Source organism: Amycolatopsis thermoflava N1165 (assembly GCF_000473265.1).
Taxonomy (GTDB): domain Bacteria; phylum Actinomycetota; class Actinomycetes; order Mycobacteriales; family Pseudonocardiaceae; genus Amycolatopsis_E; species Amycolatopsis_E thermoflava.
Genome location: NZ_KI421511.1, coordinates 2,308,649 through 2,329,722, shown reverse-complemented (window position 1 = coordinate 2,329,722; position 21,074 = coordinate 2,308,649). Strand labels below are relative to the sequence as shown.

Here is a 21,074-nt window from a genome sequence, read left to right as displayed (position 1 = left end):
CGGTGCGTGGCTAGGCTCCGCAGAGTCGGCACGTCGGGTTGATCAAGGCGAAGACGCCGCTTCCGCGCAGACGGCCAGGCCGGGCTGGCCGATCGAACCAGTCGGCCGCACACCTCGCCCACTCGGGTTTCTGCCGAGGTGGAGCAGGAGGTCCTGCGGCTGCGGCAAGACCGCCGGCTCGGTCCCACGCGGACCGCGGGAATTCTCGGCATGGTTGCCTTGCCGGTGGACCGCATCCTGGTGCGGCACGGCATGCCCACGCCGGCCTGGCCGGACCGCCCCATCTGCGAGCCGATTCGCCATGATGGGCGGGGCGGGCCGGGCGAGCTGGTGCATGTCGATGTGAGTGGCAGCGGGTGGGCGCACGCGCACCGCGCCGGCCGACATCGGGGCCAGCCATCGACAACCACCACCGCGCCCACACCCCCGCAGGGGCCAACCACCATCACCCGCGTCGACAACCTCACTGGGCACTACAGCTACGAGCGGGTCTGCAGGTAGGCCGGATCGGCGGGCGGGATCGGGATGTCCGGGCGGTTGCCCAGGATCTGGCTCATCGCGTGGAAGTACGGCGGCGCGGCCACCGTGCCGCCGAACGCGCCGTGTCCGCACGAGCCCAGGTGCACCGGCGTGCCGGGGCAGATTTCGGCCGGGTGCGGGCCGTCGGCGAAGACCATGGACGACACGGCGTAGTCGTCGACCCCGCCGACGAACGCGACCGACTCGCTCTGCTGCGTCGTGCCGGTCTTGCCGAAGTCCGCGTGGTGCCAGCCGGCCGCGGCGGCCGCCGCCGCGGAGGTGCCCGACACCGTGTCCTGGCTCAGCCCGTTCAGCAGCGAGTCCGCCAGCCCCGGCGGCACCACCTGCTCGCACGCCTGCTGCCGCACCGGCACGTCGTGCCCGTACCGGTCGGTGACCGACAGGACCGGGTTCGGCGGGCACCACGTGCCGCCGCTCATCAGCGTCGCCGACACGTTCGCCATCTCCAGCGGGCTCACCGGGCTGTTGCCGAGCGTGAACGACAGCTTGTCCTGGAAGTACTGCGACTGCGGCAGGCTGTACTGCGGGTTGGCCGACGACGGGTCGGGCTTCGCGCCCGCGTCGTTCGTCGCCAGCGTGTTGCGCAGGCCCAGCCGCCGCGCCATGTCCAGCACGGCAGGCATGCCCACCTGCTGCTCCAGGTTGACGAAGGCGACGTTCGGCGAGGTGGCCAGTCCGTCCCGCAGCGAGATCGGGTCCGGGTAGCCCACCCCGTCGTTCTGCACGCAGTACGGCTGTGTGTACCGGTTCGCGCCGGGCTGGGTGAAGCACTGCCCGGCCTGGTTGGGCAGCGGGGTGTCCAGGCCCGCCTTCCCGCTCTCCAGCGCCGCGGCCGAGGTGAAGATCTTGAACGACGAGCCGGCGCCGAACACGTTGCCGGCGCCCGCGACGATGTTGGTCGACGTCTCGCCTCGCGCCGGGTCGGTGCCGTAGTCGCGGTTGGCGACCATCGCGAGCACCTCGTGGCCTGCCTGACCCGGCCGGACGACCGCGAACGTGTTCGCCACGCCGTCCTGCGTGGTCGGCACGTTGGCGTCCACGGCGTTCTTCGCGATCCGGCTCACCACCGGGTCCAGCGTCGTGCGGATCGTGTAACCGCCGGTCTCCAGCTGGTCGGCGGTGAACCCGGCCTGGATGAGGTAGCTCTCCGCGTACTGGCAGAAGAACCCGGCGTCCGGCGCCGCGCCGAAGCAGGTGCTGGACGGGACGTCCGGGCCGTCCGGCAGCACGCCGAGCGGCGCGGCCTTCGCCGCGGCGCCGTCGGCCGGGGTGAGGGTCTTCGTGCTGACCATCGCGTCGATCACCAGGTTGCGCCGCTGCCGGGCCTGGTCCGGGTGGGTGTAGGGGTTGTAGAGGTTGGGGTTGTTCACCATCCCGGCGAGCAGCGCGGCCTGCGGCACGGTCAGCTTGTCCGGCGTGGTGCCGAAGTAGGCGTGCGCGGCGGCGCCCACCCCGTAGACGTTGCCGGTGAACTCCACGACGTCGAGGTAGCCGGTGAGGATGTCCTCCTTGGACACCGTCTGTCCGAGCTGGACGGCGATCTTGGCTTCGCGCAGCTTGCGGGCGATCGTGTCGGCCTGGTCGGCCAGCTGCGCCGCCCTGTCGTTCCGGTCGACCACGTTGATGAGGTAGTTCTTGACGTACTGCTGGGTGATCGTCGACCCGCCCTGCGTGCTGCCGCCGGAGGAGTCGTGCAGCGCCGCGCGCACCATGCCCTTCACGTCGACACCGCCCTCGTCGTAGAAGCGGCGGTCCTCGATCGACACGATCGCGGCCTTCATCGCGGGCGCGATCTCGTCCGCGGTGACCGGGAGGCGGTACTGGTCGAACAGCGTCGCGATCGGCGTGCCGTCGCGGTCGGTCACCGTGGTCACCAGTGGCTGCTCGCTGTTCGCCAGCGTCGCGGAAATCCCGTCCACCGCGTCGGCGACCTGGTTGGACAGCACACCGGCGCCCAGGGCGACGGGCGCGACGACCCCGGCGACGAGAACCCCCGCGACGGCGCAGAAGGCGAGGAACCGGGGGAGGGCACGAGACGGGCGCACGGGAGGCGAGGGTAACCGGGCCGCCGTGAAGGCCCGGTTGCCGGAATGGTCTTTACCTCGTGTAGAAGGGTTCTTGGGTCAGCGCGCCGGCACGCAGTCGGTCGCGAGCGCGTCCCGGACGCCGGCGGTGCCGCGCGCGGCGAACGCCCACAGCGCGCTCGCGGTGCGCATCCCGGGTTCGCGGCTCAGCGGGGGCGGCGGCGGGTAGCGCACCTGGAGCCCCCGTTCCAGGAACGGGCGTTCCGACAGGTACTTCGCGCCGCCCGGCCCGCACAGGTAGGTGCTCGCGCCGACCGCGGCGGTCAGGTCGGCCAGCCGTTCGGACCGCCCGTCGCGCGCGGGCAGCTCGCTGCTGCGCAGCACGTCGCCCCGCCAGCCGAGGCGGTGCAGCATGGCGCGCACCGACACCTCGGCCACGACCGCCAGGTGCTCGTTCAGCGCCAGCGCGGCGAGCACCTCCTCGACGATCTCGCCGGTCTCCGCCCAGTGCGCGCAGCGGCCGTAGTACTGCCGCACCAGACGGGACATCGTGCGGTGCGTCGCGGACGGGTCGGCGAGGCGCAGTTCACCGATCCGGCTGTCCCGGCCGCGCGGCCGGTGCACCGGCACGGTCAGCCAGCGCTGGGCCTCCGGGTCGGCGGCCGCGGCGAGGCGGGCGCGGTGCTGGTAGTCGCGGGCGTTGAACTGGACGTCGTCGAGCACGACCCACACGTCGGCGCGCGCCAGTTTGGCCAGTGTGGACAGTCGGGGGAAGAGATTCGGTTGATGGACGGCGCAGGAAAGCGTCTCGGGCACGGCCCGTATGGAATCACAGCATGCGGCTGCGGAATCCGGCGGCCACCAGTCGCCGATACGCCGAATACACGATCGGAGGAATTTTCTGCGGAATCGCGAAACCCTTTCGGGGATACTCGATCAGTCGCTGGAAATCCCCGACGATCATGTCGATGAGTTCCGTGCCGTGCTTGGTCCGCAGCGCGTACTCGGTGAGCGACACCGGGGCCGACGCGCACACCGGTTCCACCTCTGGCCACACCTTCCGCGTCGTGGCGAACGCCCGCCGCTCCATGTACGGCATCGAGACCAGCATCAACGACGACACCTCGACCCCCGCGGCGGTGAGAACCTCCCGCGACAGCGCGATGTTCTCGCCGGTGTTGGTCGCGTTCGGCTCCACGAGGATCGCGTCGTCGGGCACCCCGAGTTCCAGCGCCCGCTCCCGGTAGTGCACGCCTTCGCCGCGCGGGAAGGCGCGCGCGGTCTCGCGGCTGTTGCCACCGGTGAACACCACGACCGGGAACAGGCCGCGGTGGTACAGTTCGGCCGCGTGCGCGGCGACGCCGAGGTCGTTGCAGCCCAGCGCGACGGCGGCCGAGCACGGCTTCGGGCGGTGGCGCAGCCGGTGGAACTCCCAGACCAGTTCGGCGTCGGCCCACACCCGGTCGAGCAGCACTTTCCGCATCGGCTTCTTACCGGGACTCGAAACCGCGGCGAATGCCGTCGATGCTGCGCAATTGGTGCATGAGCCCGTAGCGGGTGGAAATGCGCGCGGTCCGCTCCAGAATGGCGAGCCCGGAATCCGCGGTGGCCGTGTCGGAGAGCAGGATGTGCGCGTGCGCGGTGTCCAGCCGAACCTGCTGCAGCGGCGTGTCGTCGACGCGGTTGGACAGTGCCACATCGATGGCCCGGCCCGCGGCGGTGAGATCGCCTGCGCCGCGGTGGGCCAGCGCCAGTTTCTGGTGCGCGATCGACCAGTCCGCCGGCTCCTCCAGCGCTTCGAACTCGCGGATCGCGGGCACGATGTGGTCGGTCGCCGTCTGGTGCAGGCCGCGCTTGCTCAGCGCCGTGCCCACCCACAGCCGCGCGCGCGTCCGGTCGTGCGGGCTGAGCCGCTCGTCGTCGGTCAGGCTCTGGTAGCGGGCCGCGGCCGACTCCAGCCGGCCGGACATCTCGTCGATCACGACCAGCTGCAGTTCCAGCTGGGCCACCCGGCGCGGCGACTCCAGCTCGGTGAACACCCGCAGCGCCTGCCGGTAGACGTGCTCGGCCGACAGCGGCCCGCGCAGTGCGCCCTGGTCCTGCCGCACCTCGCCGAGCAGCCGCAGCGACCGGCCGTAGAGGTACATGCCCTGCCGGTCCGAGCTGTTCGGCTCGAAGCGGCCCAGCCACCGGTCCAGCAGCGTGTGCGCGAGCCGGAACTCCTGGCGTCCCAGGCACGCCACCGTGCGGTCCAGGTCGTCGGTCCAGGCCTCGTAGTCGTAGCGGGGGGCCGGATCCGGCCTGCGGTCCGATTCGCGCGCCTCGGTCACCAGCACTTCGAACCGGGTGCGGGCGCCGTCGTCGGCCCTGGCCAGCGCGGTGTCGAGGATCGCCTGCGTGTCCGGCCGCGGCACCGTGGCGGTCCCGCCGCTCTCCCACTTGGCGACGGTGCGCGCCGCGACGCCGAGGTAGGCCGCGAACCCCCGCACGGACAGGCGGAGGGCGTGCCGCAGCAGCCGCGCCTCCCGCCCCGTCCACTGGTGGGCGGTCGCGGCTCCCGGAGAGTTCGTCCCGGCGGCCACACGATCAGGGTAACCACATCGTGGCCCGGCAAGTACACCGAAAGTGCAACGGTGGTTCGTTTCCGTCACGAGTTCGCTCGTTCAGTCTAGAGCGAGGCACTCGTCGCCGGGATGACTCCTTTGTCCCGGGCCGATCCCCGGCGCCGGGTGCCGCTCCAACCCGCCCCGCCCGCCGGGGCAGGCGCGCTCCACGTGCCCGCGGGACGCGCGCCCGCCCCGGCCTCCCGAGGCGGATCCCGCGCAGCCGCAGGGGAAACCGCACGCGCGGAGGTGTCGTCCCCCGGCGGGCGCACTACGATGGGGTGATGACCGGCATCTCCACGCCTGCCCGGAACACGTTCCGCGAGCAGCAGTGGCGGGAAGCGCACGACCGTTACCTCGAGTGCGCCCGCGAGGTCTTCGCCCGTCTCGGCTACCACGCCGCCACGGTCGCCGACATCGTGGCGGCCGCCAACGGCAGCCGGGCCACCTTCTACGCGCACTTCCGCGACAAGGCCGACATCGCGGCGGCGTTGTTCGAGCGGATCCTGCCGGACACCGCAGCGCTCTACCGCATGCTCGCCCGGTTCCCGGAGCTGACGCGCGACCGCGTGCGCGCCTGGCTGGACGAGCACGTGCTGGCGTTCTGGGCGCGCTACGCGGTGGAGATCGACGTCCTGACACAGGCGGTCGCCGACGACCCGCGCGTCGCGGCGCGGCACTACCAGTGGGGTGTGGACGCCGCCCGCGAGTTGTCGCCGTACCTGGCACAGTGGACCGGCGAGCACGAGCAGGCCGGGCTGACCCGCGCGCTGTTGCTGGTGCTGCAACTGGAACAGGCCTGCTACCACTGGCTGATCCGCGGCGTCGGGCACGACCGCGAGCTGGCGCTGGACGTGCTCGCCGACGTGTGGTGGCGCGAGCTGACCTTCCTGCGCGCCGGCCCGTGACCGTCGTGCTGGACGGTGGCCTGGCCACCGAACTGGAGGCGCGCGGGCACGACCTGTCCGGCGAGCTGTGGTCGGCGCGGCTGCTCGCCGACGACCCGGCCGCGATCGTCGCCGCGCACCGGGCGTTCTTCCGCGCCGGGGCGACGGTCGCCACCACCGCGAGCTACCAGGCGAGCCTGGCCGGGTTCGCCGAACTGGGCCTGGACCGGGACGAGGCCGTGCGGTTGCTGGAGCTGAGCGTCGCGCTCGCCCGTGAGGCGCGCGTGACCGGCGACGAACTGATCGCCGCCTCGATCGGGCCGTACGGCGCCACCCTCGCCGACGGGTCGGAGTACCGCGGCCACTACGGGCTCACCGTCGCGGAACTGGCCGCGTTCCACCGGCCCCGCGCGGAGATCCTCGCCGCGGCCGGGCCGGACCTGCTCGCCTGCGAGACGGTGCCCGATGTGGACGAAGCCGAGGCGATGCTGCTCGCCATCGAAGGACTGGACGTCCCGGCGTGGCTGTCCTACACGGTGGACGGCGAGAGCACCCGCGCCGGGCAGCCCCTGACCGAAGCCTTCGCCGTGGCGCGCGGCAACGACCAGATCGTGGCGGTGGGCGTGAACTGCTGCGACCCCCGCGACGTCGCGGCCGCCGCGGAGATCGCCCGCGAGGCGAGCGGGAAGCCGGTGATCGCCTACCCCAACAGCGGCGAGACCTGGGACGCGCGAGCACGTGGCTGGACCGGCGAGCCGCGGTTCTCGCCGGACCTGGTCCGGGACTGGCTCGCCGCCGGTGTCGCGTACGTGGGCGGGTGCTGCCGGGTGAGCCCGGACGACATCGCCGCGCTCGCCGCGGCGGTCAAGCCAGGAGCGGGATCGCCACGAGGGTGAGGTCGCCCGCCAGCACCACCGGGGTGGCGAGCTTCCGCATGCGCGACAACGATCCGCCAGGGCCGATCAGGGCGATCATCCCGGTGAGGAAAGCGCCTTCCGCGAGCACCCCCGCGACGGCCCAGCCCGGTCCGTACCGCCACCACAACCCGGCGCCCAGCAACGTGAGCCCGGCCGCGACGACGCCGCACGAGACGGCCAGCGTCCGTCGTGGACCGTACCGCGCGCCCGGGGTGCGGACACCCGACCGGGCGTCCGCGGCGTGGTCCGGCGCGGAGAACCAGGCCGTGCGGCCGAACGCGAGCACGCACAGCCCCGCCAGCACCGGCACCATCGACCGCTCCAGCGCCGGACGCACCGCGAAGTACGACGCCAGCCCCGGCACCGCGAGGAAACCGGCCCCGAACACGGCCGGGCCGGCGAACCCGCGCCGCTTCAGCCGCACCGGCTCCAGGTTGTACAGCAGGTGCGCGCACAACGCCGAGGCGATCACCAGCAGCGCCGCCCAGCGGCCCAGCCACACCGCCACGACCGCGGCCAGCGCGAGCGCCCCGGCCGCCTCGGCCACCGCCCAGCCGAAGATCCGCCTGCTGCCCAGGCGCCGCGCCGCGCCCGCCAGGTCCACCTTGTCCCGGTCCTGCTCGTCGGTGCGCAGATCGGCCGCGGTGTTCAGCGCCAGCGCGGCCAGCAGCGCCAGCAGCGTGGCCGCCACGGTCACCAGCACCGGGCCGCTGAGCAGGTGCCGCGGATCCGCGAACGCCGCGCCCCACCACGCGTAGGCCAGGTAGCTCAACGGCAGCGGGAAGCGCAGGCGGTGCACGACGACCACGTCGCGCCACCCGGTCAGTCCCGGCACGCCACCACTTCCAGGCGCAGCCGGGCCGACGGCGCCATCGCGTGCCCGCGCAGCTTCGCCACCCCGGCCCGCGGGTTGACGCACCGCAGGACCCGGCGGCGCAGCACGGCCGCGGTGATCATGCGGATCTCCAGCTGCCCCAGCTGGCTTCCGAGGCAGAACCGGGAGCCACCCCCGAAGGGCAGGTACCCCTCGGGCACGCCGCGGCGGCCCAGGAACCGGCCGGGGTCGAAGGCGTGCGGGGACGGGAAGTACTCGGACCGGTGGTGTGCCAGGTAGATCGCGGGGGTGAGCACCGTCCCGGCGGGCAGCGTGCGGCCGTGCAGGTCCACCGCTTCCGGCAGGGCCCGGTTGCCCGCGACCTCGACCGGCGGGTGCAGCCGCAGCGCCTCGGCGATCACCGCCTGCAGCACGGGGACCTCCGCCGGATCGGAGCCGTCGTCGGTGGTGGCGTCCAGTTCGGACAGCACGGCGTCCCGCAGATCGGCGCGCGTGGTCAGCCAGTACAGGGTCCACGCGGTGGCCGACGCGGTGGTCTCGTGGCCGGCGAACAGCAGCGACACCACCTGGTCGCGCAGCTCGTCGTCCGGCACCGGGCCGAGCGGGCCGTTCCCGGTCAGCAGAGGCGAAACCAGGCTCCGCGGCTCCCGGCCCGACTTCGCGGCGGCGACCAGCCGCGCGTCCAGATCCGCGCCCGAGGAGGGCAGCCCGCCGCGCAGGAGCCGGTAGGCGAGCGTGCGGTGGCGCGACCCCAGCGCGCGGTCCAGCCACACCGTGACGTCCCGCAGCAGCACCGGATCCGCGTCGCCGAGGACGATCCGCGCGACGATGTCCAGTGCCAGCCGCCGCGTCCACGCCGCCAGCCCGAACACCGCGCCCGGGCCCAGCTCGTCGATCGCCGACGCGGTCGCCTGCGCGATGAGACTGTGGTAGGCCGCCAGCCGCCGCCCGCGCAGCGGTTGGCCGAGCAGCTTCCGGTACGCCGCGTGGCGCGCCCCGTCGGCCCACAGCATCGACTTCGGCCCGAGCAGCGGGCCGAGCGAGCGGCTGCCCGGGTGCCGCAGGCGCGAATCCTGCCGGAACAGCGAAGCGAGCGTCTCGTGGTGCCACACCAGGATCTTCGGCGCCGGCCCGCCGCGCACGTCGAGCATCGCGCCGGGGTAGTCCGCGTGCGCATCGAGGAACGGCAGCGGGGCGACGGCGAGCGCCAGTTCGACCCGGTTCATTCAGCCCGTCCGCTCGGCGGGCGCCGGCTCCAGCCGCGTCAGCAATGCCGCGACCCGAGGCCGGGCGCCGGCCAGGTGCAACGCGGCGATCCCCTCCGCGCGCACGATCCGGCCCGGTGTGTAGAGGTCCTTGTCGTGCCACAGCGGGGGGTGCCCGGCGTCCGCCCAGGACAGCAGGAACGCACAGCCGCGAGCGGCGGCCTCGTCCGCCCACGGTTCCCCGGCGCGCGCCAGGACCTGCACGGCGTAGGCGGTTTCCTCGAACGTGCCCTGCCACCGGCCCCACGAACCGTCCGGGTTCTGCGTCCGCGCGATCCACCGCAGCGCCCGCGCGCGGGCGGCGGCGCCGTGCCCGCTGCCTGCCAGCGCCAGGAAGCACCGCGCCGTCGCGTAGTACGGGGAGGCGTGCCACTTGTCGGTCCAGCTGCCGTCCGGGTGCTGCTGGGCCGCGATCCACGCGGCCACCCGTCCGGCCACTTCGGACTGTCCGTGCGCGCACAGCGCCTGCAGCACGTGGGCGTTGGTGGTGACCGACGGGGTGCGCTCGTCCGGGTACGTGCAGAAGTGACCGTCCACGTGGTACTCCCGCAGGCAGTCCAGCGGGTGCGGGCGGCCCTGCGCGGCCAGCGCGTAGAGCGCGGTGGAGGTGTCGTCGGCGTCCGGCGGCAGCCCGGCGCCGCCGGACGCGCCGTGCGGGCCGATCTCCGCGGCCAGCCCGTCCAGCACCTCGCCCGGGACGTCGACGGCCAGGCCGGCGTCGGCGAACGTGGACACCACCCAGGACCGTTCGAACACCGTGAGCGGCGCGGCCACCGGCACCGCTCCGCCGTGGCGTGCCTGGATGTTCTCCAGGTACCGCACGCCGGGGTGGCCGCGGGCGCCGTCCGCGCCGAACCAGGCGGCGGTGGCGGCAGGGGAGCAGCCGAGCCCGTTTTCCCCGGGACGGGCGAAGCCCACCCCGCGCGCGGCCGGGCCCAGCGCCTCCAGCGAGTGCAGGATCTTGTCCGGCAGCGCCTGGCCGTCTTCGACCAGGCGGCGCATCCCGTGCAGCAGCGCCGGGTGGGTGCCCTCGGGGTGCGGCAGGCGGCCGCGGGCCGGCACGATGTCCTCGGCCTCGAGCGCGTCCAGGTGCGCGTTGAGCGCCGACACCAGCGACGGCACCAGGATCTCGACCGCGACCGTGTCCGGCAGCCCGACCCGCAGATCCCGGCCCCACCGCGTGGTCAGCGCCTGCAGCCCGTGCTCCGCGGCGGCCGCGATGGACGGCGCGCCGGTGCGGCGGAACTCCGTCAGCAGCGCCTCCGTGGCGCTGAGCGTCGGGAGCAGGCCGTAGCCGTCCGGCCCGCCCCAGCCGCCGTCGGGCGCCTGCTGGTCCAGCAGGTAGGCGATCCGGTTGGCGTGCCCGGCCAGATCGGGCAGGAGCGCGACGACGCGGGCGGTTTCGTAAACCGACGGGGAGAAGTCCCCGTAGGGGTCGGTGACCATGGCGCGCAGCAGGTGGTGCGCGTGCTCGGCCAGGTCGGTGGTCATGGGGCGGTCCTCGTGGTCCAGCGGCGACGTTGATCACGCTCGGTGTACCGGCCGTGACGGAGAGATCCAACCTAGCACTCCTGAACATTGTTCTTAACCGCTTTCGCCCGAGTGGCGCAGTAACCCGGTGGAAGTAAGCCCTTCGACGGGATGGATCGCGGCCCTCGCTACGTTGAGTGTCGAGGAGAGAGGTGCCCGGAACAGGCTGGAGGCTGTGGTGTTCGATCCGACGGATCTCTACGAGGTGGACTCGGAGCTCCCGGAGTTGAGCGGGGCGGTGCTGTTGCACCAGCTCGACGGCTTCATGGACGCCGGCCAGGCCGGCGCGCTGGTGAGCGAGCACCTCAAGGCGAACTGGGACAACCGGGTGGTGGCCCGATTCGATGTGGACCGGCTGATCGACTACCGCGCGCGGCGGCCGGTGATGACGTTCGACACCGACCACTGGGAGAGCTACGACACACCCGAGCTGGCGGTGCGGCTGTTCCACGACGAGGTCGGCACGCCGTTCCTGTTGCTCAGCGGGCCCGAGCCGGACGGGCTGTGGGAGCGCTACGCGGCCGCGGTGCGGACCCTCGTGGAGCGGTGGGACGTGCGGATGACCGTGTCGTTCCACGGGATCCCGATGGGCGCGCCGCACACGCGCCCGCTCGGGGTGACCGCGCACGCGACCCGGCGCGAGCTGATCGGCGACTACGACCCGGTGCTCAACCGGCTGGAGGTGCCGGGCAGCGCCCTCAACCTGACCGAGTTCCGGCTCGGCGAGGCCGGGCACGACGCCGTCGGGTTCGCCGCGCACGTGCCGCACTACCTCGCCCAGTCCCGCTACCCGGCGGCGGCGCTGACCGTGCTCGGCTCGATCACGCGGCTCGCGGGACTGTCCCTGCCGGACGAGGCGCTGCGCGCGGCCTCCCGCCGCACCGACGCGGAGATCGCCCGGCAGGTGGCCGAATCCGACGAGGTCGCCGACGTGGTGCACGCGCTGGAGCGGCAGTACGACCTGTTCGTCGAGGCGATGGACGAGAAGAAGACGCTGCTGGCCGACGAGACCGCGATGCCGACCGCGGAGGAGCTGGGCGCGGAGTTCGAACGCTTCCTGGCCGAACAGGACCGCCGGGACTGACCCGGTCGGAGATCCAGCTCCGCCTTCCCGGGCCGGAACCCGCCCGCCCCCGCCCCTCGGCTCTGGCGAGTCCCACGTGCGGCGGGGCGAGTTCCGCGCCCGGCCGCTCGTGCCGGGGCCTCAGGGGAGCTCGTGCCTGGTCCTCAGGGGAGGCGGTGCGGCGCCTGCTTCGGCGTGTGCCGCGCCCATCCCGGGGACGGCGTGCCGGTCTTGGCGAACGACAGCCACGCCGCCCTCAGGTCGCGGCCCAGCTCGGTCAGCGCGCTCCACTCGGCGCCGGCCAGCATGGGCGCGTTCCGCCACGCCGGCTCGTCGCCCAGCAGGAACGGCAGGTCCACGCAGTGCCCGGCCCCGTACGGCGAGGACGGCGCGCCCCAGTCGAACACGTAGCTGTACACGCGGCCGCCGCGCGCGGCGAGCTGATCGGCGAACGCCCGCGACGGCGCCGCGAACATCCACCGCGTCACACCGGCCTTCAGCGCGGCCACCCCGCGCGCGGTGACCGGGAACCGTTCCAGCTGCGCGATTCCCGGCTTGCCAGTGAGGAACGAGTTCATCTCCGCCGCCGTGGTGCCGATCAGCACGTCGACGTCCGGGGCGAACCGCGCCCGTTGCGACATCCAGTGGGCGACGCTCGGCAGCGGCGGCGCGTCGGCGACCGGGCAGAACGGCGGCACCGAGTACAGCCCGCCGGGGCCGGCGGCCTTCACGATCGTCTCGTTCTGCGCGCGCAGGACCTCCGTCACCGGGGCCGTCCGCGGATCGGCGCCCAGCGCCGCGGTGAACAACCGCGCGGTGCGCGCGGCGGTCCGGGCGCCCGCCAGCCGCAGGCCCAGCGGCGCGCTCTGCAGAATCGCCCGCCGGAACAGGCCGCGGGACTCCGGCAGCGCCATCAGGCACGCGATCGAGTGCGCGCCCGCGGACTGCCCGAACACGGTGACGTCGTCCGGGTCCCCGCCGAACGCCGCCGCGTTCTCCCGCACCCACCGCAGCGCGGCGAGCTGGTCCAGCAGGCCGAGGTTGCCCGGCGAGACGCCGGGCAGGCGCAGGTAGCCGAGCGCGCCGAGCCGGTAGTTGGGCGCCACGAACACGACGTCGCCCTCGGTGACGAGCCGGTGTCCACCGTAGAACCCGAACGAGTTCGCCCCGGTCACGTAGGCGCCGCCGTGCAGCCACACCATGACCGGCCGCTTGCGGTCGTCGGCGGCGGGGGTGAGGACCGTCAGGTTGAGGCAGTCCTCGTCCTGAGCAGGCACGTCCGCCGGGACGCCCATGACGCCGTCCGGCCGCACCGGCGGCTGCGGGCTGACCGGGCCGTGGCGGGTTGCGTCGCGGATGCCGGTCCACGGTTCGACGGGCTCCGGCGGGGCGAACCGGGCCGCGCGCGCGAACGGGATGCCGCGGAACTCGGCGAGGCCGTCGGCCGTGACGAACCCGCGAAGCTTGCCGCCACCGGCGGCCACCACCGTGTCCACACCACAACTGTAACCGCGGCCCCCCGTGGATGATCGTGGAGCGGATTTCGCCGCGAGCACCTCAGGACGGCTGCTCAGCGGGATCGCGGACGGTCGTCTGCGGCGGGCTGCTCGATGGTGCCACCGGTCCGGGGCATTCGCGCGGCGCGGCGACCGGTGGGGCATGGCTGCCGGATCTGCCCCTTCCGCCCCGCACCGGCATGGCGCCCGGTGGAGCGCCGCGTGGCTACCCGCGCGGGTCCGCTGGACCGCGGACGGTCGCCGCTGGAAGGGTGCCGCGCACCGCCGTTGCGCCCGGCCGGGCGCCGCGTGGCTACCGGCGCGAGCAGTCCGCTGCACAGGGCCCGGCGGGAGCCCACCGGCTCACCACGGAACGTGCCCGGCCGCTTCGTGCACCGCCGTTCGGCTCAGTGAGGCCCTAGGACTCTCGCCGTGGGGCGGTGCCGCCGCTACGGTCGCCGGAGAACTTCGCGGAGGAGGTGCTCCGATGCCGTTCACCGACCGGAGGGACGCCGGTCGTCGCCTCGGGGCGCGGCTGGTCCGGTGGCGAGGCAGTGACGTGGTGGTGCTCGGGCTCCCGCGCGGGGGTGTGCCGGTCGCGGCGGAGGTGGCGCGGGCGCTCGGCGCGCCGCTCGACGTGCTCCTGGTCCGCAAGCTCGGCCTGCCGTTCCAGCCGGAGCTGGCGCTGGGCGCGATCGGCGAGGGCGGGCTGCGCCTGGTGAATCCCGTGCTGCTGGGGCGGTTCGGGATCAGCGAGGCGGAACTGGCCGCGGTCGAGGCCGCGGAACGGTCCGAACTGGACCGCCGCGCCGCCCGCTTCCGCTCCGGGCGGACGCGGACACCGTTGGCGGGCCGCACCGCGATCGTCGTCGACGACGGGGTGGCCACCGGCTCGACCGCGCGGGTCGCGGTGTCGGCCGCGCGGGCGGCGGGCGCGGCGTGGGTCGTGGTCGCGGTGCCGGTCGGGGCCCGGCAGGCGGTGGAGGCCCTGCGCGAGGACGCCGACGACGTGGTGTGCCTGGAGTGCCCGGCGGCGTTCACCGCGGTGGGGCAGTGGTACGAGGACTTCACGCAGACCCCGGACGAGGAGGTCGCGCGGCTGCTGGCAGGCGAAACCGGGGAACCGGATCCGGTGACGGGCGACGAGGAGGTCACGGTCTTCGTCGGGGCGGTGCCGCTCGGCGGACGGCTGACGGTGCCGGAGCGGGCGGCCGGGATCGTCGTGTTCGCGCACGGCAGCGGCAGCGGCCGGTACAGCCCGCGGGCGCGCACGGCCGCGGAACGCCTGCACCGCGCGGGGATCGCGACCCTGCTGGTCGACCTGCTGACCCCGAGCGAGGAGTCGGACCGCGCGCGGGTGTTCGCCGTCGAGCTGCTGGCCAGCAGGCTGGTGGAGGTGACGCGATGGGTGCGCGCGCGGACCGGGCTGCCGGTCGGCTACTTCGGCACGGGCACCGGCGCCGCGGCGGCGCTGCTGGCGGCCACCGACTACCGGGTCGAGGTGACGGCGGTCGTCGCGCGTGGCGGGCGGCCCGACCTCGCCGCGAAGCGGCTCGGCTGGGTCCGGACCCCGACCATGCTCATCGCGGGCGCCTTCGACACCGGCGTGCTGGAGCTGCACCGGAAGGCGCGCGCCCAGCTCCGCGGCGAGGCGCACCTCGCGGTCGTGCCCGGCGCCACGCACCTGTTCGAGGAGCCCGGCGCCCTGGAGGAGGCCGCCACCCTGGCCACGGACTGGTTCCGGCGGCACCTCACGCCGGTCACCGTCGACGGCGGCTGACGGTCCACGCGCGGCGTTTCCGGCCCGGCCGAGCGGGTAGTAACGCGCTGTTCCCGATTCCGCACGCTAGGTGGTGGCCGGTGGCGCTCGACCACACCGTCCTGCTCGGCTCGGTCATCGAGTCCACGATCGCCCCGCAGGCCGACCAGGTGGACCGCGCCGGGCGGTTCCCGCGGTCCGGGGTGACCGCGCTCGGCGAGATCGGGCTGCTGGGACTGGCCAGCGCGACCGCGGTCGGCGGCGGGGGAGCGGGTCTCGCGGAGACCGCGCGTGTGGTCGAGCGGCTGGCCGGCGTATGCGGCTCGACCGCCATGGTCCTGCTGACGCACTACGCGGCCACGGCCGTCGTGGAGGCGCACGGCCCGCCGTCGGTGCGTGGCGCCATCGCCCGCGGCGAACACCTCGCGACGCTCGCGCTCGGCGAGCCAGGCGACCGGTGCGCGCTGACGACCACCGACGGCAGCGTCGTGCTGGACGGGGCCAGGAGCTGGGTCACGGCGGCGGGCGAGGCGGACAGCTACGTGTGGTGCTGCGGCTCGGCAGCCGCGCTGGTCGCCGGCGACGCGCCGGGCCTGCGGGTCAGCGCCCCGTTCGACGGTCTCGGCCTGCGGGGCTGCGCGGCCACGCCGGTGACCGCGGACCGCGTCGAGGTCCCCGCCGACGCCGTGGCAGCCGAGGGCCTGGACCACGCGCTCCCGGTTTTCCTCGCGCTCGGCGCCGTGTTCTCGCTCGGCCTGACCGAGGCGATGCTCGCCGACACCGCCGGGCGCGTGGCGGAGCGCCGGGAGTTCGCCGCGCTGCGGGCCAGGACGGACCTGTTGCGCGTGTTCTGCGACGACACCGTCGCGGCGGTCGCCGGGGGCCGGGCGGACGCGCGGGTGCGCGCGGCGCAGGCGAGGCTCGCCGGGGCGGAGACCGCCACCGAGGTCGGCGACCGGCTGCTCCGGCTGTGCGGCTTCGCCGCGGCGCGCAAGGAGCTGGCCCTCGAGCGGCACTACCGCGACGCCCTCACCGCCAGGGTGATGACCCCCACGGGTGAGTCTCTGCGGGAGTTCGCCGGGCGCGATGCCGTTGGCCAGCCACTATTCCGCTGATGCCACTGTCCGCAATGGACGATCGAATTTTCCGGCCCGCTCCCCGGCGTGTCGGCTTGCGCGCACTCGAACAGGTGTTCTAGTGTTCGACGCGGCCGGTCGGGGAGTGACGGGCCGCACCAGGACGACAGGGGCAGGGGAGTAGCGATGGCCTACAAGATCACGCACGTGTCACGCGCACAGGAGATCCGGTTCCCGACCCAGGCCGCGGCGGAGCACTACGCCGACCGGCTCGGCGGCGGGCTGGACAAGTGGCAGGTCCGCGAGGCAGGCGCCGAGGCGCCGGGCCCGGTGAGCGTCGTGGAGCCCGCGAACCGGAACTGAGGCACATCCGGTGGGGGCCGAGCAGCCCCCACCGGACGCCGGTCAACCCGGCGCCAGCGACCGGATCCGCTTGCCCAGCTCACGCTGGAAGAACTCCAGGAACCCGTCCGGATCGGGCCCCGCGTTCTGCATCACCAGGTGGTCGAACCCGGCGTCGGCGAACGGCTGCGCCACCTCCACGTACCGGTCCACGTCGGAACCGCACGCGAACTTGCCCAGCACGTCCTCCTCGCGCACGGTCGCCGAGGCGGCCGCGAAGTTCACCGGGTTCGGCAGCTCGCTCATCACCTTCCACCCGGTCAGCGCCCACCGCGACGTCTCCAGCGCCGCTTGCGCGGCCGGGTGCGGGTCCTCCGCCCACGCCATCGGCACCTCCGCGTACCGCGGGCCGTCGCCGCCCGCCGCGGTGTAGTGCGAGACGACGTGCGCCTTCGGCTCGGTCGCGAACAGCCCGTCACCCAGCTCGCCCGCCAGCTCGGCCGACGCCTTGCCGCTCGCGGCGACCGCGATCGGCGGCAGGTCGTCCGGCAGGTCGAACACCCGCGCGTCGGCCAGCGTGAGGTGCTTGCCCTCGTAGGACTGGTAGCCGCCGCGCCACAGCAGCCGGATGATCTCCAGCGCCTCCCGCAGCCGCTCGTGGCGCCCGGGCACCGTTTCCGGGAAACCCGGTCCCACCACGTGCTCGTTGAGCCGCTCGCCGGCGCCGACGCCGAGCGTGAACCGGCCGTCGGACACCAGCGCGAGCGTCGCCGCGGCCTGCGCGATGATCGCCGGGTGGTAGCGCACCGTCGGGCAGGTCACCCCGGTGGCCAGGCCGATCCGCTCGGTCTTCGCCGCGATCGTGCCCAGCACCGTCCACGCGAACGGCGAGTGCCCCTGGTTGTCCAGCCACGGGTGGAAGTGGTCGCTGATCTCCACGAAGTCGAAGCCCGCCTGCTCCGCGGCCACCGCCTGCCGGACCAGCTCCTTGGGCCCGAACGCCTCGGCGGCCAGCTTGTACCCGATCCGCACGTCGATCTCCCTCCGTCCCCCGCGGCGTACCCGGCCGCGGCGCGCGGAAACGGGACGTCACCGCCAGGCGAACACGGGTTGCTCGAAGTGGGCGACGCGCGTGGTGCGGCCGTGCAGCGCGGCCTCCCGGAACTGGTAGAGCACCGCGGCCGTTGGGGCGTGCACGAGGTGCCCGGCCAGCGGAAGCTGGATCACCGGCCGGTCCGACTCGGGGATCGTCAGGAACCGCGGCTCGACCGCGAGGTCCGGCACGGGGATCACGTGCACGTGCGCCACCTCGTCCGGGTTCGGCCGCAGCGGCACCTCGCCGGACAGCCGCACGACCACCGGCGTGATCACGTAACCCGAGCGGGTCGGGTAGTCGTCGAGCAGGCCCACGCAGGCCGCGCGGGTCGCGGTGACGCCGAGTTCCTCCTCCAGCTCCCGCAGCGCCGCGCCGATCGCGTCCTCGCCCGGGTCGACCCGGCCGCCCGGCAGCGCGAACTGGCCGGGGTGGGCGCGCATCCCGGTCGCGCGCCGCGTCAGCCAGATCACCGGTTCCTCGCCCGACACGACGATCGCGACCGCCGCCGCGCGCCGCCCGTCCAGCGGCACGGCCACCCGCGGGAAGGTCTCGATCACGTCGGTCCGCATCCTGCCGACCCTAGCCGGAGCCGGGAACGGCCATGGGTAACCTCGGTCTCGCCCGGGACGCCGAGTGAGGAAAGGTGCCGATGACCCCGCCCCACCCGCGCACCCGGTCCGTCCCCGAGAAGCGGTATCGCCCCGAGATCGAAGGCCTGCGCGCGCTCGCCTGCGTCCTCGTGGTCGTCTACCACGTGTGGCTGGGCCGGATCTCCGGCGGCGTCGACGTGTTCTTCTTCCTGACCGGCTTCCTGATCACCGGCCAGCTGTTCCGCGCCGGGCAGCGCGGCCGCATCGACGTCCGCGCGCTGTGGGGCCGCACGATCACGCGGCTGTTCCCGGCCGCGCTCACCGTGCTGCTCGTGGTGATCGCCGCCGCCGCGCTGGTGCTGCCGCAGGCCCGCTGGTTCGCCACCGTCCGCGAGGTCGTCGCCGCCACGCTGTACCTGGAGAACTGGCAGCTCGCCGCGAACTCGGCCGACTACTTCGCCCGGCACAGCGACGCCAGCGTGGTGCAGCACTTCTGGTCGCTGTCCATCCAGGGCCAGTTCTACCTCATGTGGCCGCTGCTGGTGGCCGCGCTCGCCTACGCCGCGCGGGGACGCCTGCGCACCGCCCTGACCGGCACGCTGCTGGTCCTGACCGCCGCGTCGCTGGCGTACTCGGTGTGGCTGACCGCGGCGAACCAGCCGCTGGCCTACTTCTCCGCGCTCACCAGGATCTGGGAGTTCGCGCTCGGCGGGCTGCTCGCGCTGGTCATCGACGCGGTCACGCTGCCCCGCGCGCTGCGGATCGCGCTCGGCTGGCTCGGTGTCGCCGGGCTCGTCGCCTGCGGGCTCGTGCTGCAGGTCGGCACCGTGTTCCCGGGCTTCGCCGCGCTGTGGCCGGTCGCCTCGGCGGCGTTCGTGCTGCTCGCCGGCGCCACCGGCAGCCCCGCCGGCGCGGACCGGCTGCTGACGGCCCGCCCGCTGACCTGGCTCGGCAGGCTCAGCTTCCCGCTCTACCTGTGGCACTGGCCGGTGCTGGTGCTCTACCTGGTGTACCGCGGGCGGACCGAGGTCGGCCTGCTCGGCGGCGCGTTCGTCATCGCTCTGTCGCTCGCGCTCGCGGTGGCGACCCACCACCTGGTCGAGACGCCGGTGCGCCGGTCGCAGCTGGCCGTCCGCGGCGCCTACCGGTTCGCCGTGCTGGCGATGATCCCCGTGCTGGCCGCCGCGGGCGCCTGGCAGATCGCCGGGCTCGCCCGGTCCGGGACGCCCGCCGCCGGTGGCCTGGACCACCCCGGCGCGCTGGCCCGCACGCCCGGGTTCGTCTACCGCGGCGCCGCCGACGTCGCGCCGGTGCCGTCGCCGGTCGAGCTGCCCGGCGACTGGGCCTGGATCGACGACTGCACCGAATCGCCGCGCGGCAGCGAACTGCTGGTGTGTGCCACGACGCCGGACGGCCCGCCGGAGAAGACCCTGGTCATCGTCGGTGACTCGCACCCCACCCAGTTCATCGCGGCGCTGGAGCCGGTGGCGCAGCGGCGGAACTGGCAGCTGGTGGTGATGTCGCGGGGCGGGTGCCCGTTCTCCACCGAGTCCGAGATCGACCCGGACGACCAGGCCTGCCGGGAGTGGAACGCCGCGGCCGCCGACGAGATCCTGGACCTGCGGCCGGACGCCGTGTTCACCACCGCCACCCGGGACGTGCGGGCCGGCCTGACCGAGTGGACGCCGCCCGGGTTCGTCGCGCAGTGGCGGAAGATCGAGGCCGCCGGGATCCCGGTGCTCGCGGTGCGGGACAACCCGCGCTACGACTACGCGCCGTCGGAGTGCGTGGAGCTGCGCGGCGCGGACGCCCCCGAGTGCAACCCGCCGCGCGCCGACTTCTACGCCGACGAGCCGCCCTGGCTGTTCCTGGACGACGTTCCCCCGAACGTGTCGTTCCTGGACTTCAGCGACTACTACTGCGACGAGGCCGTCTGCCCGCCGGTGATCGGCAACGTGCTGGTCTACCTCGACGACAACCATGTCGGCGCGACCTACCTCGGCACCATGGACACGATCGTGGAACAGGCCATCGACGACGCCCTCGGACCGCCCGACCCGGAGCCGCCCGCGCCGGCCTGACACCCACCGTTCGTAGAGCCCCGATCCGCCGACCGGGTGGCCGAGTGCGCCCGTCCGTGTGGTGCGCGCGGCCCTGCCGCGTGATTTCATTCGTCCAAGGTTTGATGAATCCGCGCGTGGGTAGCGACGGCGGCCGTTGACGAGACAGCGGAGGTGTCCGGGTCCTTGACCGACTCACTGGACGAGCGCACGCCGGTCACGGCGGTGCGCCTCGACGGCCCGGAGGGGCTGGCGCCGCTGCGCAGGCGAGTGCGCGCGATGCTCGCGGACTGCCTGTCGCCGGTCGTGATCGACGTGGTGCTCCTCGTCGACGAGCTGGCCGCGTCGGCGTGCGCCACCGGGTTCCCACCGTTCGAGGTCCGGCTGAGCCGCGCCGGGGACGTGCTGCGGGTGGAGGTCGACGGTGTGGGCGGGGCGCCGGAGCCGGGCATCGGCACCGGGGTGCTCGACGCGATCAGCACCCGGTGGGGCACCGGGCCGCGCGGAGTGCTGTGGGCCGAGCGCGAACTGCGCGCCCGCACGCGGTTCAGCAGCCGGTGAGCGCCTCGTCGCGAGTGGTGTAGACCGGCAGCCGCTGGTCCAGACCGGTGATCGCCAGCGGCCGGGCGGTCTGCCGCGTCGGGGCCACCACGCGGATATCGGCGTGTTCACTCGCCTGGGCGAGCGCGGCCAGGCCGGCGGAGCCGAGGAAGTCCACCCCGCCGAGGTCGACCACCACGACGCGCGGCCGGTGCGCGGTCAGTTCGTCCAGCGCGCGGTCGAGCGGGGCGGCGGTGGCCACGTCGATGTCGCCGGCGACCTTCAGCACGGCGATCCCCGGCAGGGGCCAGAACACCTGCAGCCGCAGGGCTCCGGGCGCGGCCCGTTGCGCGGGGACACGGGCCCCGCTGCGAACGGCCGTGCTCACGGCACCGGTGGAGTTGCGCGCCGGGTGGCTCATGACTCTCCTCCCCGTCAGCCCTGTCTGGCC

19 protein-coding genes and 1 pseudogene are annotated in these 21,074 nt (G+C 74.1%); 9 read left to right on the top strand and 11 right to left on the bottom strand.

The window, feature by feature from the left end; all coding sequences use genetic code 11:
* Positions 1 to 57: 57 nt before the first annotated feature.
* Positions 58 to 501, top strand: a pseudogene (locus AMYTH_RS51195) (hypothetical protein); the annotation flags it as partial.
* Here AMYTH_RS51195 and AMYTH_RS0111545 read toward each other — a convergent pair.
* The 4 genes from AMYTH_RS0111545 to AMYTH_RS0111530 all read right to left on the bottom strand — a co-directional run bounded on the left by AMYTH_RS0111545 (position 480) and on the right by AMYTH_RS0111530 (position 5,146).
* The gene (locus AMYTH_RS0111545; protein ID WP_027930457.1) at positions 480 to 2,585 is read right to left on the bottom strand and encodes a transglycosylase domain-containing protein; all 2,106 of its coding nucleotides are present in this window, start codon (positions 2,583 to 2,585) and stop codon (positions 480 to 482) included. The pseudogene AMYTH_RS51195 and the gene AMYTH_RS0111545 overlap by 22 nt on opposite strands.
* Positions 2,586 to 2,663: 78 nt before the next feature.
* Positions 2,664 to 3,380 (bottom strand): WbqC family protein, encoded by a 717-nt coding sequence (locus tag AMYTH_RS0111540; RefSeq protein ID WP_084022570.1) that lies wholly within the window; start codon positions 3,378 to 3,380, stop codon positions 2,664 to 2,666.
* Between the two features lie 13 nt (positions 3,381 to 3,393).
* Entirely contained in the window at positions 3,394 to 4,047 is a 654-nt protein-coding gene (locus AMYTH_RS0111535) for a YdcF family protein (RefSeq protein WP_027930455.1), read from the bottom strand.
* A gap of 7 nt (positions 4,048 to 4,054) precedes the next feature.
* A complete protein-coding gene (locus tag AMYTH_RS0111530) occupies positions 4,055 to 5,146 on the bottom strand; it encodes a helix-turn-helix domain-containing protein (RefSeq protein WP_027930454.1) in 1,092 nt (363 codons plus the stop codon).
* Between the two features lie 305 nt (positions 5,147 to 5,451).
* On the opposite strand from AMYTH_RS0111530, the gene AMYTH_RS0111525 reads away from it, so the two are divergent.
* Together AMYTH_RS0111525 and mmuM are read left to right on the top strand one after the other, a co-directional pair.
* Positions 5,452 to 6,075 (top strand): TetR/AcrR family transcriptional regulator, encoded by a 624-nt coding sequence (locus tag AMYTH_RS0111525; protein ID WP_020420682.1) that lies wholly within the window; start codon positions 5,452 to 5,454, stop codon positions 6,073 to 6,075.
* A complete protein-coding gene (gene mmuM / locus AMYTH_RS0111520) occupies positions 6,072 to 6,950 on the top strand; it encodes a homocysteine S-methyltransferase (RefSeq protein WP_027930453.1) in 879 nt (292 codons plus the stop codon). The genes AMYTH_RS0111525 and mmuM overlap by 4 nt, the downstream gene beginning before the upstream one ends.
* On the opposite strand, the gene AMYTH_RS0111515 is transcribed toward mmuM, so the two are convergent.
* From AMYTH_RS0111515 to AMYTH_RS44635, 3 genes are read right to left on the bottom strand one after another with little or no spacing between them, the layout of a single operon-like run.
* Positions 6,919 to 7,806, bottom strand: a complete 888-nt coding sequence (locus tag AMYTH_RS0111515; protein ID WP_027930452.1) for a UbiA family prenyltransferase — start codon at positions 7,804 to 7,806, stop codon at positions 6,919 to 6,921. The genes mmuM and AMYTH_RS0111515 overlap by 32 nt on opposite strands.
* The gene (locus tag AMYTH_RS0111510) at positions 7,794 to 9,032 is read right to left on the bottom strand and encodes a cytochrome P450 (RefSeq protein ID WP_027930451.1); all 1,239 of its coding nucleotides are present in this window, start codon (positions 9,030 to 9,032) and stop codon (positions 7,794 to 7,796) included. Before AMYTH_RS0111510 ends, AMYTH_RS0111515 begins: the two co-directional genes overlap by 13 nt.
* Entirely contained in the window at positions 9,033 to 10,562 is a 1,530-nt protein-coding gene (locus tag AMYTH_RS44635; RefSeq protein ID WP_037322503.1) for a prenyltransferase/squalene oxidase repeat-containing protein, read from the bottom strand. It lies immediately after the preceding gene.
* A 214-nt stretch (positions 10,563 to 10,776) separates the two neighbouring features.
* On the opposite strand from AMYTH_RS44635, the gene AMYTH_RS0111500 reads away from it, so the two are divergent.
* On the top strand, positions 10,777 to 11,685 hold the full coding sequence (locus tag AMYTH_RS0111500) for a proteasome assembly chaperone family protein (protein WP_017987986.1): 909 nt from the start codon (positions 10,777 to 10,779) through the stop codon (positions 11,683 to 11,685).
* A gap of 143 nt (positions 11,686 to 11,828) precedes the next feature.
* Here AMYTH_RS0111500 and AMYTH_RS0111495 read toward each other — a convergent pair whose 3' ends face one another.
* Entirely contained in the window at positions 11,829 to 13,160 is a 1,332-nt protein-coding gene (locus AMYTH_RS0111495) for a carboxylesterase/lipase family protein (RefSeq protein WP_027930450.1), read from the bottom strand.
* 487 nt (positions 13,161 to 13,647) lie between these two features.
* Between AMYTH_RS0111495 and AMYTH_RS0111490 the strand changes: the two genes are divergently transcribed.
* From AMYTH_RS0111490 to AMYTH_RS49505, 3 genes are all read left to right on the top strand, one after another.
* Positions 13,648 to 14,940, top strand: coding sequence for a phosphoribosyltransferase family protein (locus AMYTH_RS0111490; protein WP_027930449.1), 1,293 nt, complete (start codon positions 13,648 to 13,650; stop codon positions 14,938 to 14,940).
* Between the two features lie 80 nt (positions 14,941 to 15,020).
* Positions 15,021 to 16,034, top strand: coding sequence for an acyl-CoA dehydrogenase family protein (locus AMYTH_RS0111485; protein ID WP_027930448.1), 1,014 nt, complete (start codon positions 15,021 to 15,023; stop codon positions 16,032 to 16,034).
* 147 nt (positions 16,035 to 16,181) lie between these two features.
* Positions 16,182 to 16,358 carry a hypothetical protein gene (locus tag AMYTH_RS49505; protein ID WP_167344581.1) on the top strand — a complete coding sequence of 59 codons (177 nt, stop codon included), beginning with the start codon at positions 16,182 to 16,184 and terminating at the stop codon, positions 16,356 to 16,358.
* Positions 16,359 to 16,400: 42 nt separating this feature from the next.
* On the opposite strand, the gene AMYTH_RS0111475 is transcribed toward AMYTH_RS49505, so the two are convergent.
* Both AMYTH_RS0111475 and AMYTH_RS0111470 read right to left on the bottom strand, forming a co-directional pair.
* A complete protein-coding gene (locus AMYTH_RS0111475; protein WP_027930447.1) occupies positions 16,401 to 17,369 on the bottom strand; it encodes a TIGR03557 family F420-dependent LLM class oxidoreductase in 969 nt (322 codons plus the stop codon).
* Positions 17,370 to 17,426: 57 nt separating this feature from the next.
* Positions 17,427 to 18,002, bottom strand: coding sequence for an NUDIX hydrolase (locus tag AMYTH_RS0111470; RefSeq protein ID WP_027930446.1), 576 nt, complete (start codon positions 18,000 to 18,002; stop codon positions 17,427 to 17,429).
* An 80-nt stretch (positions 18,003 to 18,082) separates the two neighbouring features.
* Here AMYTH_RS0111470 and AMYTH_RS0111465 point away from each other — a divergent pair, with 80 nt between their 5' ends.
* Both AMYTH_RS0111465 and AMYTH_RS0111460 read left to right on the top strand, forming a co-directional pair.
* Positions 18,083 to 20,104 carry an acyltransferase family protein gene (locus tag AMYTH_RS0111465; protein ID WP_027930445.1) on the top strand — a complete coding sequence of 674 codons (2,022 nt, stop codon included), beginning with the start codon at positions 18,083 to 18,085 and terminating at the stop codon, positions 20,102 to 20,104.
* Between the two features lie 165 nt (positions 20,105 to 20,269).
* On the top strand, positions 20,270 to 20,644 hold the full coding sequence (locus tag AMYTH_RS0111460; RefSeq protein ID WP_228684719.1) for a hypothetical protein: 375 nt from the start codon (positions 20,270 to 20,272) through the stop codon (positions 20,642 to 20,644).
* On the opposite strand, the gene AMYTH_RS0111455 is transcribed toward AMYTH_RS0111460, so the two are convergent.
* The gene (locus AMYTH_RS0111455) at positions 20,631 to 21,044 is read right to left on the bottom strand and encodes an STAS domain-containing protein (RefSeq protein ID WP_027930443.1); all 414 of its coding nucleotides are present in this window, start codon (positions 21,042 to 21,044) and stop codon (positions 20,631 to 20,633) included. The two genes, AMYTH_RS0111460 and AMYTH_RS0111455, sit on opposite strands and share 14 nt — an antisense overlap.
* Between the last annotated feature and the right edge of the window lie 30 nt (positions 21,045 to 21,074).

Coding starts and splice junctions, on each gene's coding strand:
- AMYTH_RS0111465 (WP_027930445.1), top strand. CDS start 18,083: ATGACCCCGCCCCACCCGCGCACCCGGTCCGTCCCCGAGAAGCGGTAT.
- AMYTH_RS0111510 (WP_027930451.1), bottom strand. CDS start 9,032: ATGAACCGGGTCGAACTGGCGCTCGCCGTCGCCCCGCTGCCGTTCCTC.
- AMYTH_RS44635 (WP_037322503.1), bottom strand. CDS start 10,562: ATGACCACCGACCTGGCCGAGCACGCGCACCACCTGCTGCGCGCCATG.
- AMYTH_RS0111455 (WP_027930443.1), bottom strand. CDS start 21,044: ATGAGCCACCCGGCGCGCAACTCCACCGGTGCCGTGAGCACGGCCGTT.
- AMYTH_RS0111535 (WP_027930455.1), bottom strand. CDS start 4,047: ATGCGGAAAGTGCTGCTCGACCGGGTGTGGGCCGACGCCGAACTGGTC.
- AMYTH_RS0111470 (WP_027930446.1), bottom strand. CDS start 18,002: ATGCGGACCGACGTGATCGAGACCTTCCCGCGGGTGGCCGTGCCGCTG.
- AMYTH_RS49505 (WP_167344581.1), top strand. CDS start 16,182: ATGGCCTACAAGATCACGCACGTGTCACGCGCACAGGAGATCCGGTTC.
- AMYTH_RS0111490 (WP_027930449.1), top strand. CDS start 13,648: ATGCCGTTCACCGACCGGAGGGACGCCGGTCGTCGCCTCGGGGCGCGG.
- AMYTH_RS0111525 (WP_020420682.1), top strand. CDS start 5,452: ATGACCGGCATCTCCACGCCTGCCCGGAACACGTTCCGCGAGCAGCAG.